Origin of the sequence: Saccharothrix sp. HUAS TT1 (assembly GCF_040744945.1) — a bacterium.
Lineage (GTDB): Bacteria > Actinomycetota > Actinomycetes > Mycobacteriales > Pseudonocardiaceae > Actinosynnema.
Window position 1 is genome coordinate 7832549 of sequence record NZ_CP160453.1, and the last position, 13609, is coordinate 7846157.

Sequence of the window (13609 nt, forward strand, 5' to 3'; positions counted from 1 at the left end):
CGGGGTCCTCCTCGCGGAGGACCCCGGAGGTCGGTCCCGCCGCGGCGGCGGTGAGTCCGAACTGGAGGGAGGCGTGCGTTCGGCCGTAGCGGCAGCCGGGACTCGGACCTCCTCAGGCGTCCTCGACCTCGACAATGGGACGTCGTCCGACGGGCGCGTCGGACGCTCCGGTGGAGGTGGGCACAGTGGTCGCAGGTCAGGCGGTCCACCGCACGATCGTCCTGGTGGACGTGGAGGGTTTCGGCGAACGGCGCCGCACTCTGCCCCACCAGGTCGCGACCCGTGCGGGCGTCTACCGGGCGCTGGTCGGCGCCCTGCGCGAGGCCGGCGTCCCCTGGGAGGCGTGCCACCACGAGGACCGGGGCGACGGCGTGGTCGTGCTGGTCCCGCCGGAGTACGCCAAGGCGTCGGTGGTGGAGGTCGTGCCCGCCGCCCTGGTCCGGGCGCTGCTCCGGCACAACGGCGCCGGCCCGCCCGAGCAGCGGATCCGATTACGCGTGGTGGTGCACGCCGGTGAGGTGACCTTCGACGACCACGGTGTCACGTCGACCGCGCTGACCACCGCCTTCCGCCTCCTCGACGCACCGGCGCTCAAGCAGGAGCTCGCCGACTCGCCCGGTGTTCTCGCCCTGATGGTTTCGCGCTGGATCTTCGACGAGGTGGTCCTGCACTCCACCGCGGTCGACCCGACCACGTTCCGACCGGCGCCGGTCGTGGTCAAGGAGGTCCACGACACCGCCTGGACCGCCCGACCCGACCACCCCCACCCCGCCGACCCGTCGGTCCTGCGACGCCCGGCCCCCGGCGGGCCGGCCGCGGTTCCCCGCCAGCTGCCGGCGCCGCCGATCCCGTTCGTCGGTCGCGAGGACGAGCTGCAGCGCTTGGACGCCGTGCTGCGCGACGTGTCCGGCACGGCGGTGATCTCGGCGGTCGGCGGAGCGGGCGGGATCGGCAAGACCTGGTTGGCGCTGCACTGGGCGCACCGCAACGCCCACCGGTTCCCGGACGGGCAGCTGTTCGTCGACCTGCGCGGCTTCAGCCCGGACAGCGCCCCGATGGACCCGACGGCAGCCATCCGCGGGTTCCTCGACGCCCTTGGCCTGGAGCACGGGCGCATCCCGGTCGACCCGCACGCCATGGCCGCGCTGTTCCGCAGCCTGGTGGCGGACCGGCGGATGCTGTTCGTGCTGGACAACGCCGTCGACACCGCGCAGGTGACCCCGCTGCTGCCTGGCGGGCAGGCTTGCACCGTGCTGGTCACCAGCCGCGAACGGCTGTCCGGGCTGATCACCAGGCACGCCGCCCACCACCTGCCGCTGGACGTGCTCACCGATGCCGAAGCCCGCGCCCTGCTCACCGGCAGGCTCGGCGCCACCCGGGTCGACGGCGACCCGTCGGCGGTGGACGCGCTGGTCGAGCTGTGCGGGGGCTTCCCGCTGGCCGCGGCCATCATCGCCGGACGAGCCGGCGCCGACCACCGCTCGCCGCTGGGCGCGATCGCGGAGGAGCTGCGCGAGCTGGGCGTGGAAGCGCTGGACAGCGACGACCCCGGCGCCAGCCTGGCCACCGTGCTGTCCTGGTCGCTGCACGGGCTCACCACCGAGCAGCGCGACGTGTTCGCCCTGCTCGGCATCGCCCCCGGGTCGACCATCGGCCTCCCGGCGGCGGCTTCCCTCACCGACCTGACAGTAGCGCGGACGCGCAGGGTGCTCCAGCGCTTGGCCGAGGCTTCCTTGCTGGAGGGGCAGGGATACGGCCGCTACTCGATGCACGACCTCATCCGCGACTACGCGGCCACCACAGCCCACCAGGGACCGACCGGCCCGGCGCGCGAACAGGCGCTGCACCGCGTCGTCGACTTCTACCTGCACACCACCCACGCCGCCGACCGCCTCCTGGAACCCCACGAGCCCACCACGCCGCTGGACCCACCGGCGATGGGCGTGCGGCCCCACCCGCTGCCCGACGTCGGCGCGGCGCTGACCTGGCTGGACACCGAGCACACCAACGTGCTGGCCGCCCAGCAGGCCGCGGTCGCCCTCGAACGGCACCACGCCGTGTGGCAGTTCGCCATGTCGCTGAAGAACTTCCACATCTGGCGAGGTCACCTCAACGACGCCTTCACCGCGTGGCAGGCGGCCCTCGACGCCGCGGCGCACCTGCCGGCCCCCGTCACCCTCATCCGCGCTCACCGGCTCCTCGGCAACGCCCACTCCAGGCTGGGACGGCACGAGCAGGCGGCCGGGCACCTCCGCCAGGCGCTCACCCTGGCGGAGCAGAACCACGACGACGCCGAACAGGCGCACGTCCACCGGCTGCTCGCCCTGGCCCACGCCCGACGCGGCGACCACCGACGGGCTCTGCTGCACGCCGAACGCACCCTGGCCCTCTACCGACCCCTCGGCCGACCCGCGTGGGAAGCCGCCGCGCTCGCCCTGGTGGGCTCGTGCGCCAGTGCTGTGGGCGACCACGACGCGGCTCGCGACCACTGCCGGGCCGCTCTCGCCCTGCACCGCCGACTCGGGAACCTCGAAGGCGAAGCGACGGCGCTGGACGGCCTGGCCTCGATCGACCACCGGGTCGGCCGCCACCACCAGGCCGTCGAGCGCCACCGACAGGCCCTGGCCCTGTTCCGCGAGCTCGGCAACACCGGCGTGGCCGCCGACGTCCTCGACCGCCTGGCACGTCCCCACGCCGCGCTCGGTCAGCACGCCCAAGCCCGTGCGGCGTGGGAGGAAGCCTTGGAGCTGTACCGGCGGCAAGGGCGAGGGACCGACGTGGAACGGGTGCGTGGACGGCTCGCAAAACTCGACGACCGGGCACTTCTCGGCTGATCCGGTTCCGCGCTTCAGGCCCGGCCCGGTTCCACGATGCCGTGCTCGTAGGCGAAGACGACGGCGTGCGTGCGGTCGCGCAGGTCCAGCTTGGCCAGGATGCGCGAGACGTGCGTCTTCACCGTCGTCTCGCCCAGGTGCAGCGCCGCCGCGATCTCGGCGTTGCTCGCGCCGCGGGCGAGGTGGACCAGCACCTCGAACTCGCGGTCGGTCAGCTCCGCGGGCCGGTGGGCCGGTGTCGCGGGCAGCGGCGTGGTGAACCGGGCGATCACGCGGCGGGTGACCTCCGGCGACAGCAGGGCGTCGCCCCGGGCGACGACCCGGACCGAGTCGACCAGGTCCTCCGGCGAGGCGTTCTTGAGCAGGAAGCCGCTCGCGCCCGCCCGCAGCGCCTCGAACAGGTAGTCCTCGCGGTCGAACGTGGTCAGGATGACGACCTTGATGGGGTGCCCGGACCCGGCCGGGCCCAGGATGCGCCGGGTGGCCTCCAACCCGTCGACGCCGGGCATCTGGACGTCCATCAGCACCACGTCCGGGTGCAGCCGGCCGACCACCTCCACGGCCTCGGCGCCGTCCCGGGCCTCGCCGACGACCTCGATGTCGTCCTCGGTGCCGAGGATCACCCGGAAGCCCGCCCGGACGAGGTCCTGGTCGTCGGCGAGCACGACGCGCAGCGGTGTTGTCATGCGGGGAACCTCGCACGGACCCGGTAGCCCGCGTCACGGCGGGGTCCGGCTTCGAGCTCGCCGCCGTGCACCGCGACCCGTTCCCGCATGCCGACCAGGCCGAACCCGACCCGGCCGGTCGACGCGCCCGCCCGCCCCCGGCCGTCGTCGGCCACCTCGACCTCCAGCGACTTCTCCAGGAACCGCACGCGCACGTCGGCCCGGCGCGCGTCCGCGTGCTTCACCACGTTGGTCAACGACTCCTGCACGATCCGGTACACCGACAGCGCCACCGCCTCCGGCACCGGCCGCGGCTCGCCGTAGACGCCGTGCTCGACGGCGATCCCGGCGGACCGCGCCACCTCCGCCAGGTCGGGCAGCTGCTCCAGGCCCGGCGACGACGTCTTCCCCGCCTCCTCGGGCACCACCTCGTCCGGCTCCGCGCGCAGCACGCCCAGCAGCCCGCGCAGCTCGCCGATGGCGGTGCGCGCGGTCTCCTCGACGGTCCGCAGCGCCTCGCGGGCCAGCTCCGGGTCGCGGTCGAGCACCCGCCGCGCCGCGCCCGCCTGCACGCCCATGACGGACACGTGGTGCGCGACGACGTCGTGCAGGTCACGGGCGATGCGCACGCGCTCGGCGATGATCGCGCCGCGGGTGTTCTGCTCCTGCGACCGGCGCAGCTCCTCGGCTCGGTGCTCCAGCTCGGCCTGCCTGCGCGCCGACACCCAGGCCGACTCGCCGAAGAAGTAGGCGGACAGGAAGAACAGCACGTTGAACCCGATGCCGTAGAGCACGGACGCGAGCACCGGGTCCAGCGGCCCGACCGCGTTCTCGAACGGCAGCACCGGGCGGACCAGGAACCGCACCAGCCCGATGCCCAGCCAGGTGAACATCGCCACGACCACGGCGAGCCGGACCCACCGCGACCGCGTCCGGTCCTGCGCCCACGCGCCCGCGCTGTAGATGGCCATGAACAACGCGACCGACGGCATGAGGTTGTCGCCGACCTGCCGCGCCTGCGCCACGATGAACACCACGCCGACCGCGACGACCACGGCGAGCGGGAACCGCCGACGCGCCACCAGCGGCACGGTCACCGCCGCGCTCCAGGCCAGCTGCTCGGCCAGCGCCGGCGCGCCGCCCGACACGAGCGCGCCCATGCTGTTGACCAGCACGGTCACCGCCACCGCGCCGGCGACCGCGGCGAGCGCCAGCCAGACGTCGTGCCGCCGCTGGACCGCGGTCGGCCCCGGCCGCCGCCACCGCGCCCACTCCGGCTCGTGCCCACCTGTCATGCCGGAGAACGTAACCCGCGCTGTCCGCCCGGCCCCAACCAGCGGTCCGGCCGGCTCAGCCGAACGTCACGCCGTGCGCGCGGCGGTGGCCACGACGGTGGTGCAGCTCATCACGGAGCTCCCACCCGCACCGTCGACGGCCGCACCTACGCCGGTCGGCACCTCGGCCGGCGCACCGCCCGGCAGCACGGCGGCGATGCCCCTGGTCGGCAACTGGTCCAGCCACTCGTCGCGGGTGCAGGTCCGCTCCCAGTCGAACGACCACAGCTCCGGCTCGGCGAACCCGCCGCCGGCGCGGATGCCGTCCCGCCTTCTCCGCCGGCGGCGAGCACCCCTCCGGTGCGGCGGCCTTCGAGAGGCGGTCGGTGATCGGTCCGGGCAGCGCCCGGCGGTAGACGTCGGCGAAGGCGTCGGCCAGCTCGCGCGGCGGTCGGCCGCCGTTCCAGAACGGGGCCGGCCGGCCGCCGGGCCGCAGCACCCGCGCCGCCTGGCCCACGCGGCCATCCGCGGGTCGACCTCGACGCCGAGCACCCGGCGCCCGGCCGCCTGGAACTGCCGGGCGGCGATGCCGGTGCCCAGGCCGACGCCTACCACGTCCGGGCCGGGACTGGCCGCCACGATCGCCTGGACCACGGCGTCCGGGTAACGGGGCCGGGCGCGGTCGTAGCGCTCCGGGTCCGCGCCGAAGGACTCGGCCACCTCCCTGGCCCGGTGGTTCGTCGGCGACCGGCGGTGCCGCGCGGTCACCGCCGAGGCGGGCTGCGCCAAGGGCGTCCTGCACCGGCACTTCGAGGACTTCGACGCCTTCCTGGCCGAGTTCGTGCTCGACCGCGTGCACCGGATGGACGCCGACGCCGCCGCCCTGCGCGAGTCCGCCGGGACCGGCGACGTCGCCGACAACCTCACCGACGCGGTGACGGCGCTGTTCGGGTCGGTGGCGGTGGCGATCGTCGCCCCGGTGACCTTCCGGGACGAGCTGCGCGCCCGGCTGCGCCGCACCTGGCCCGCCGACGTCCCGGTGCTGACCGAGGCGGTGGCCGTGATCGCCGACCACCTGGCCGCCGAGCGCGAGCTGGGCCGGATCGCGCCGGACGCGCCGGTGGACGGCCTCGCGCCGACCGTCATCGGGACCACCCACCTGCTGTTCGCCGACCGCCCGGGCCCGCCGCCGACCCGCGAAGCGGTGCACCGGGCCGTGAGCGGGGTGGTCGGGGGCGTGCTGCGGCAGCCGTGACCGGCTCTACAGCACCGCCGCCAACGCCTCCAGCGCCCGCTCCGGGTCGGCTCCGACCGGGATGAGCACGACGCTGTCCACACCGGCCTCGAACAGCTCGCCGAGACGCGCCCGCGCGTCCTCCGGGGTGCCGGTCACCGCGAGCTGCCGCACCCACTCCGCCGGCAGCCCGCGCACGAACTCCTCGCGGCTGCCGCAGGACCGGCGCAGCGCCGCGAACTCCTCGGCGAACGGCAGCGGCGCGATGTGCGGGGCCCAGTCGGGCTCGCCGATCCACTCCAGCCCCGCGCGCACGGCGTCCACGGCGACGGCCGCGTCCCGGTCGACGGCGGCCACGTTGTAGCCCACCAGGCGGTGCGGCCCGCTCGCGCCGATGTGCGCCAGCGCGGCCCGCGCGTACTCCGGCGTCGTCGGCTCGGCCAGGATCGTGCCGTCCGCCACCCGACCGGACACCGCCAGCGACCGCGGCCCGCGCACCCCGGCGAGCACCGGCGGCGGGACGTCCGGCACGCAGGCGTCCTCCAGCCGCACCCCGTCCAGCGCCACGTACTCGCCGACCCCGGCGGACCGCCCGCGCACCAGCGCGGTCACCGCGACCAGGTACTCCTCCAGCAACGTCAGCGGGCTGGCGGGCCACTCGCCGACCGACCGCATCCAGCCGGGCATCCCGTGCCCGATGCCGATGTCCACCCGGCCCGGGAACAGCTGGGCGAGCGTGGCCACCTCCATGGCGGCGAACGCCGCGTTGCGCGCGCCGACGGGCAGCAGCCCGACGCCGACCCTGATCCGCCCAGTCGCCGCCAGCACCGCCGCGGCCTGGCCGACCCCGCCGCGGAAGCCCAGGTCCTCCACCACCCACAGCTCGTCGAACCCGAGTTCGTCGGCACGCCGGGCGAACGGCAGCACCCGCGCCGGCGCGAGGTCGCGGGGCAGCACGACCCCGACCGATCCCGAACGGCTCACGACCACTTCCTCACGTCCGCAGGTAGGAGGCGCCGTTGAGGTCGAGGACGGCCCCCGACGCCCACTCGGCCGACGCCGAGGCCAGGTAGACCACCGCGGCGGCCACCTCCTCCGGTTCCGCGACCCGGCCGAACGGGCTCTGCCGCCGCACGTCGTCGGTCACCATGTCGGCCACCCGGTCGGTGCCGACGAAGCCCGGAGCCACCGACGCCACCGCGATGCCGTGCGGAGCCAGCGCCACCGCCAGCGACTGGCCCATCGAGTGCAGCGCCGCCTTGCTCGCGCCGTAGGCGGGCATGTCCGGCTCGCCGCGGAACGCGCCGCGCGAGCCGACGTTGACGATCCGGCCGCGCGCGCCGCGCTCGATCATGTGCTTGGCGACGCAGTAGGACATGTCGGCCGCGCCGAAGACGTTGACCGCGAACGTGCGCCGCCACAGCGACTGCCACTCCCGGTACGACTTGTCGGCCAGCGACCCGAGTTCCACCAGGCCCGCGTTGTTGACCAGGACGTCGATGCCACCGAGGGATTCGGCGGCCGAGTCGACCACGCGGGCGATCGCGTCCGGGTCGGCCAGGTCGACGTCCGAAGAGGACAGCGCCACCACGTCGTCGCCGAGGTCGCGGAACGCCGCCGCGATGGCCGCGCCGATGCCCCGGCTGCCGCCGGTGACCAGCACGCCCCGGCTCACTTGGCGAACACCTGCGACTCGTCCTTGAACGCCTTGAACTCCAGGGCGTTGCCCGCCGGGTCGCGGAAGAACATCGTCCACTGCTCGCCCGGCTCCCCCGCGAACCGCAGGTACGGCTCGATGACGAACTCGGCGCCCGCCGCGCGCAGCCGCTCGGCCATCGCGTGGAACTCGGGGATCGGCAGGATCAGGCCGAAGTGCGGCACGGGCACGTCGTGGCCGTCGACCGGGTTGCGGCCGGAGTCGACCCGCGGGCCGGGCACGACGTGCGTGACGAACTGGTGGCCGTAGAAGTTCCAGTCCACCCACTTCTCGGCCGAGCGGCCCTCTTCGAGCCGGAGCACGCCGCCGTAGAACTCGCGGGCCCTGGCCAGGTCGTCCACGGGGACAGCGAGGTGGAAACCAGGTCTCATGCCCCCACCTTGACCACCGACCCGGCCGATGTCAACATTCGACATCATGCAGTTGCGCAGGGCGGACCGGCGGGGGCTCGCCGAGGAGGCCGCCGACCGGATCCGGGAGGCGATCCTCGCCGGCGTCTTCCCGCCGGGCGCGCCGGTGCGCGAGGTGGAGCTGGCCGCGTCGCTGGACGTCAGCCGCGGTTCGGTGCGCGAGGGCCTGGCCGTGCTGGAGCGCGAGGGCCTGGTGCGCAGCGCCTGGCACCGCGGCACCAGGGTCATCGACCTGACCGCGCAGGACGCCGAGGAGGTGTACTCGGTGCGGGCCGCGCTGGAGGGGCTGGCCGGCCGCAGCGCGATCGGCCGCGTCGACCTCGACGCCCTGGGCGGGCTCGTGGACGCGATGGCCGAGCGGTTGGCGGCGGGCGCGCCCAGCGACGAGCTGCTGGCCCTGGACGTGGAGTTCCACGACGCGATCTACCGGGCCGCGGGCAACCGGCGGCTGCTGGAGGCGTGGCGCGCGGTGCGGTCGCAGGTGCACCTGTTCCAGCTCACCCGCATCCGGCTCGGCCACCACGGCTACCGGGCGGTGGTGGTGGAGGAGCACCGGGAGATCGTCCGACTCCTCGACGCCGGCGACGCCGCCGAGGTCACCCGCTACGCCGAGGAACACGTCCACTCGGCGCTGCGGGTGCTCGTCGGTCAGCTCGAAGGCTCCACGACCGCCACCTCCGGGTAGCGCGGGGTGGCCGGGCCGGCGGGTGACCCCCGACGAACAACGCGGCCTAGAAGCGCGCCCCCACGTTCGCGCCGTTGCTCGGGCGCAGGAACGTCGAGGACGGGATCGAGCCGTCGGCGTTGCGCGGGCCGGTGATCACCGCCGGGTTCGTGCTCGCGAACGACCACGTGCCGCCGAGGTCCCAGGAGTTGCCGCTGCCGGTCGAGTTCGAGCCCAGCGAGGCGTTCGTGCCGTTGGCCACCGCGAGGTTCCCGGTCAGCGCGCTGGACGACCGGTCGAACTGGAAGCCGGTCTTCGGGTTGTCCCACGCGGTGCTGCGCTCGACCCGGTGCCGACCGGGGTTGTTGTTGTCCACGAAGCCGCCGGCCGCGTTGTCCCACGTCATCGTGTTGCGCACGGTGTGGTCGGCGGCGACGCCGTTGCCGCCGAGCTTGAAGCCGTTGCCGTCACCGGTGAAGCCGGGCAGGTTCCAGCGGTTGAACCCGTTTCCCCAGGCCAGGCTGTTCTCCAGCAGGATCGGCGAGGAGAACATCCAGTAGTCGAGCCCGTCGTCGGCGTTGTTCCACAGCCGCGCGCCGCGCACCGCGTTGCCGGAGCCCGAACCCTCCTTGATGGCCAGGCCGTCGGCGCTCTCGCCGTTCTTGCGCGGGTCGCGGTTGCCGTGCGCGTCGAGGTCGACGATCAGGTTGTTGCTCGACGCGCCCTGGATGTGCAGGCCCGACTCGTAGTTGTCCCTGGTGACGAGCCGTTCGAAGACGGTGTTGTTGACGTCGAGGCCGAACACGCCGTACGGGCCGTGGACGATCTCCAGGCCGATCAGCCGCCAGTGGTCGCCCTCGATGTGCACCGCGCCGCGCTCGGCGCGCGGGATGCTGGAGCCCACCGCTCCCGGTGTGTGCGGCATGTTCTCGCCGTCGATGACCACGCGCTCGTCGCCGTGGGCGCGCAGGGTGATCGGCCGGCTCGCCGTGCCGTTCTTGAGCAGCTGGATGTTGGTGCTCGGCGCGTAGGTGCCGGCGCGGAGGTGGATGGTGTGGCCCGGCTGGGCCAGGTCGACCGCGCGCTGCACGGTGGCCAGCGGCGCGGTCAGCGTGCCGGGGTTGGCGTCGTCGCCGCCGGGCGCCACGTACAGCGCGTCGGCGGGCGCGGGCGCGCTGTCCCGGGTGAAGTCCAGGTAGTCGACGTTGGGCAGGCCGGCCGACGTGGTCGGGGTCAGCCGGACCGCGCTCTGGCCCGCCGGCACCGTGACGGGCACGGACTTCGACACCCACGTCGACCACGCGCCCGTCGGCTCGAAGGCGACCGACCGCGCGGTGGCGCCGTTGACCACGAGGTCGGCCGACCGGGCGCCCGTGCCGCCGTTGGCGAACCGGATCACGACCGTCGCGGCGCCCGCCTCGGCCGCGGTGACGGTGAACTGCGCGTGCGCGCCGACGGCGTTGTTCGCGTTGCAGAACCCGGAACCCGAATAACCGGCCCAGTTGTTCTCGATGGCGCCCGTGCAGACGGCGGGCGCGGTTTCGGCTTCGTGGTGCGCCGTCGCGGCGGTCGCGACGCCTCCCGCCAGCCCCAAGGCCACCGCGGCGGCCACGACGAGGGGTTTCACGCTCATTGGGCACATCTCCCTTGATGTGACGCGGCGGCGGCGCACGCTAACGCACATCTTTGGGAATCCGCAATGATTCACGATCCTGAACAAAGCAGTGCACGGGGACGAGGTGATTCGCCCCCGCGCACGACGCGGCCCCTTTAGACCGGGGACTCGGCCTTGCCGCCCTTGACCATGAACGAACCGACGACCGCCACCAGCGACAGGACCGCCGCGAGCAGCATCGCCGAGTGCAGGCCGCCCATCTCCGCGCCGACCGCGGGCTCACCGGCCGAGGCCAGCTCGGCGGCCCGCGCGCTCATCACGCTCACCAGCAGCGCCACCCCGGCCGCGGCGGCCAGCTGCTGCGTGGTGCTGAAGATCGCGCTGCCGTGCGAGTAGAGCCTGGCCGGCAGGGCGCCCAGGCCGGAGGAGAACAGCGGCGTGAACGAGAACGCCAGGCCCAGGCTCAGGGCGAGGTGGAACACCAGCACCATGACCGCGGGCGTCGAGGCGTCGAACGTCGTGGCGAACCACAGCGAGCCGCTGGTGGCGATCGTGCCGACGATCAGCAGCACCCGCGGGCCGACCCGGTCGTACAGCCGGCCGACGAACGGCGACAGCAGGCCCATCAGCAGACCGCCGGGCAGCAGCAGGAGCCCGGTGGCCAGCGGGTCGAGCGCGATCACGTTCTGCATGTAGATCGGCAGGATCGTGACGACGCCGAGCAGCAGGCCCATCATCACCATCATCAGCGCGCTGGCCAGCGTGAACATCCGGAAGCCGAACGTGCGCAGGTCCAGCAGGGCGCGTTCGCGGCGCTGCAACGAGACCTGGCGCAGCACGAACGCCGTCACGCCGAGCACGCCGACCCCCAGCGACAGCCACAGCGTGGCGCTCGAACCGCTGCCGCTGTGCCCGATGTTCGACAGGCCGTAGACCAGGCCGCCGAAGCCGAGCACCGACAGCACCACCGACAGCACGTCGATCGGCGCGGTGCTCGACTCGCCGATGCGGGTCACCCAGCGCAGGCCGAGCACCAGCGTGGCCACCGAGAACGGCAGCACCACCCAGAACATGGCCCGCCAGCTGAACAGGTCCAGCACCACACCGGACACGGTGGGCCCGATGGCGGGCGCGACCGAGATGACGATCGAGATGTTGCCCATCACCGCGCCCCGGCGGGCCGGCGGCACCAGCGTCATCACGGTGGTCATCAGCAGCGGCACCATGATCGCCGTGCCGAACGCCTGCACCACGCGGGCCGCGAGCAGCACCGTGAAGCCGGGCGCCAGCGCGGCGATCAGCGTGCCGGCGCTGAACAGCGTCATCGCCACGCCGAACAGCACCCGGGTCGGCACCCGCTGGATGAGGTAGCCGGTGATCGGGATGACCACCGACATGGTGAGGAGGAAGCCCGCCGTGAGCCACTGGCCCACGGCCGCCGTCACGTTCAGCTCGGTCAGCAGCACCGGCAGCGCGACGCCCATGATGGTCTCGTTCAGGATGACCACGAACGTGGCCACGAGCAGCACGCCGATCACGGCGCGGTCGCCGCGGCTGAGCGCGGGCGGCGACGTCACGGCGTCGGACACACCTGCGGAAGTCATGCGTAGATCCCCCAAGGAAAAGACGGGCGCGACAGAAGGCGACAGCGCCCTGAACCGACTCAACCCTACCCGCGGGGATCACGTGGGGAACTCGCTTTTTCCACCGGCGAACCCCGATGTGGCCGGATCGCGCCCGGCGTGGTGACGAGGATCGCGTTCGGACCGCCCTCGGCGTCAACGGGAAGCGGTCACCCTGGCCAGGAAACCGGCGACCTTGGCCGCGGTCCGCTCCGCCTTCTCCTCCGTCGTGAGCGATTCGTGCAGCCGCCCGCCCGGTCCGGCGTCCTTCTTGCCTCGCAGGTAGAGCGAGCACGCGAGGTCCGCGCAGACGTAGAGCCCCACGGAGTTGCCCTGGAGGCCGCTCCGGCCCGCCTTGCGCGCGGTCATCAGCACGACGCCGTTGCCCTGGTGCGTGGTCAGGCACAACGAGCACATCGTGCGCCGCACCTGGCCCGCGTCCGACGACGCCAGGCGCAGCGCCACGCCCGTCGGCCCGTCGGCGGTCCGGGCGACCAGGTACGCGCGCTGCGGCGCGGCGGGGTCGCGCCAGCCGAGGAAGTCGAGGTCGTCCCATGGCCGCTCGGCCAGGTCCCCCGGCACGGACAGCCGCTTCGCCTCGCCCTTGGTGCAGTTGACGAACGACGCGCGGATGTCGCCTTCGGTTACCGGTTCCATGCTCCTCAAGCTACGTCTGCTAGCCGCTGACGACAAATTGTTAAGTGATATCCTAGGGCTCCTAGGTTCGGCGGAGGAGCGGCATGGCACGCGCGGGGTTGACGGCCGAACGGCTGGTCCAGGCGGCCGCGGAGCTGGCCGACGAGGTCGGCTTCGACAACCTGACCGTCTCGGCGCTGGCCCGCCGGTTCGGCGTGAAGGACGCGAGCCTCTACTCGCACGTCCGCAACGCGCAGGAGCTGCGGGAGCGGGTCGCGGTGCTGGCGCTGTCCGAGCTCGCCGACCGGGTCGCCGACGCGCTGGCGGGTCGCGCGGGCCGGGACGCCCTGGTCGCCTTCGCCGACGCCCACCGGCACTACGCCAGGAGCCACCCCGGCCGGTACGCGGCGATGCGGGTCGAGCTGACCCCGCGGATCGCCGGGACCAGCCGGGCGAACCGGCACTCCGACATGACCAGGGCGATCCTGCGCGGCTACCACCTGGCCGAACCCGACCAGACCGACGCCGTGCGCCTGCTGCACAGCACGTTCCACGGGTTCGTCACCCTGGAGGCGTCGGGCGGGTTCCGGCACCACCCGCGCGACACCGACGCCTCGTGGGCCAGAACCTTGGACGCCCTGCACACCCTGTTGCTGCACTGGCCGCCGTCCACCTCCTGAAAATCCGCAGATCAGCGCGAAAGTTTCGACACTTTTCGTTATGGAGCAGTCGCAGCACGCATCCGCCGTTCGGCGTTCCGTCGAGGCAATCGCAGCCGCCGAATGGCCGCTACCAGCGCAGCAGCCACCCGTCAGGACGCGGTAGCGCCCCATCAGTTCATTGACGTGACACCGGGCTGCCCCCTATCGTTTCGTTCGAGTTCCCGAAAGTTTACTTGAAGGTTCGAAAATTTCGGCGACCGTCCTGCAGACCCCCGC

12 protein-coding genes and 1 pseudogene are annotated in these 13609 nt (G+C 73.5%); 4 read left to right on the plus strand and 9 right to left on the minus strand.

Translation table 11 applies throughout. The features are described from left to right. The first annotated feature begins 185 nt into the window (after positions 1-185). Positions 186-2834, plus strand: coding sequence for a tetratricopeptide repeat protein (locus tag AB0F89_RS34325; RefSeq protein ID WP_367130155.1), 2649 nt, complete (start codon positions 186-188; stop codon positions 2832-2834). A gap of 14 nt (positions 2835-2848) precedes the next feature. Here AB0F89_RS34325 and AB0F89_RS34330 read toward each other — a convergent pair whose 3' ends face one another. The 3 genes from AB0F89_RS34330 to AB0F89_RS34340 form a co-directional block, all read right to left on the minus strand. After that, complete coding sequence (locus AB0F89_RS34330) at positions 2849-3520, minus strand: response regulator (RefSeq protein WP_367130157.1); 672 nt, start codon at positions 3518-3520, stop codon at positions 2849-2851. Next, on the minus strand, positions 3517-4794 hold the full coding sequence (locus AB0F89_RS34335) for a sensor histidine kinase (protein WP_367130159.1): 1278 nt from the start codon (positions 4792-4794) through the stop codon (positions 3517-3519). Before AB0F89_RS34335 ends, AB0F89_RS34330 begins: the two co-directional genes overlap by 4 nt. Before the next feature lie 66 nt (positions 4795-4860). Further along, positions 4861-5562 carry a class I SAM-dependent methyltransferase gene (locus AB0F89_RS34340; RefSeq protein ID WP_367130161.1) on the minus strand — a complete coding sequence of 234 codons (702 nt, stop codon included), beginning with the start codon at positions 5560-5562 and terminating at the stop codon, positions 4861-4863. Here AB0F89_RS34340 and AB0F89_RS34345 point away from each other — a divergent pair. Further along, positions 5531-6028 (plus strand): annotated as a pseudogene (locus AB0F89_RS34345) (TetR/AcrR family transcriptional regulator); the annotation flags it as partial. The gene AB0F89_RS34340 and the pseudogene AB0F89_RS34345 overlap by 32 nt on opposite strands. Positions 6029-6034: 6 nt before the next feature. On the opposite strand, the gene AB0F89_RS34350 reads toward AB0F89_RS34345, so the two are convergent. From AB0F89_RS34350 to AB0F89_RS34360, 3 genes are read right to left on the minus strand one after another with little or no spacing between them, the layout of a single operon-like run. Next, complete coding sequence (locus AB0F89_RS34350) at positions 6035-6991, minus strand: LLM class flavin-dependent oxidoreductase (RefSeq protein ID WP_367130163.1); 957 nt, start codon at positions 6989-6991, stop codon at positions 6035-6037. A 10-nt stretch (positions 6992-7001) separates the two neighbouring features. Continuing rightward, entirely contained in the window at positions 7002-7682 is a 681-nt protein-coding gene (locus AB0F89_RS34355) for an SDR family NAD(P)-dependent oxidoreductase (RefSeq protein ID WP_367130165.1), read from the minus strand. Continuing rightward, a complete protein-coding gene (locus AB0F89_RS34360) occupies positions 7679-8095 on the minus strand; it encodes a VOC family protein (RefSeq protein WP_367130167.1) in 417 nt (138 codons plus the stop codon). Before AB0F89_RS34360 ends, AB0F89_RS34355 begins: the two co-directional genes overlap by 4 nt. Before the next feature lie 46 nt (positions 8096-8141). On the opposite strand from AB0F89_RS34360, the gene AB0F89_RS34365 reads away from it, so the two are divergent. Then, the gene (locus AB0F89_RS34365; RefSeq protein ID WP_367130169.1) at positions 8142-8819 is read left to right on the plus strand and encodes a GntR family transcriptional regulator; all 678 of its coding nucleotides are present in this window, start codon (positions 8142-8144) and stop codon (positions 8817-8819) included. 46 nt (positions 8820-8865) lie between these two features. Here AB0F89_RS34365 and AB0F89_RS34370 read toward each other — a convergent pair whose 3' ends face one another. The 3 genes from AB0F89_RS34370 to AB0F89_RS34380 form a co-directional block, all read right to left on the minus strand. Next, a complete protein-coding gene (locus AB0F89_RS34370) occupies positions 8866-10431 on the minus strand; it encodes a carbohydrate-binding protein (RefSeq protein ID WP_367130171.1) in 1566 nt (521 codons plus the stop codon). 137 nt (positions 10432-10568) lie between these two features. Then, the gene (locus tag AB0F89_RS34375; protein ID WP_367130173.1) at positions 10569-12017 is read right to left on the minus strand and encodes a DHA2 family efflux MFS transporter permease subunit; all 1449 of its coding nucleotides are present in this window, start codon (positions 12015-12017) and stop codon (positions 10569-10571) included. Between the two features lie 174 nt (positions 12018-12191). Then, positions 12192-12692 (minus strand): FBP domain-containing protein, encoded by a 501-nt coding sequence (locus AB0F89_RS34380; protein ID WP_367130175.1) that lies wholly within the window; start codon positions 12690-12692, stop codon positions 12192-12194. 83 nt (positions 12693-12775) lie between these two features. Between AB0F89_RS34380 and AB0F89_RS34385 the strand changes: the two genes are divergently transcribed. Beyond that, positions 12776-13351 carry a TetR/AcrR family transcriptional regulator gene (locus AB0F89_RS34385; RefSeq protein ID WP_367130177.1) on the plus strand — a complete coding sequence of 192 codons (576 nt, stop codon included), beginning with the start codon at positions 12776-12778 and terminating at the stop codon, positions 13349-13351. Positions 13352-13609: the final 258 nt, after the last annotated feature.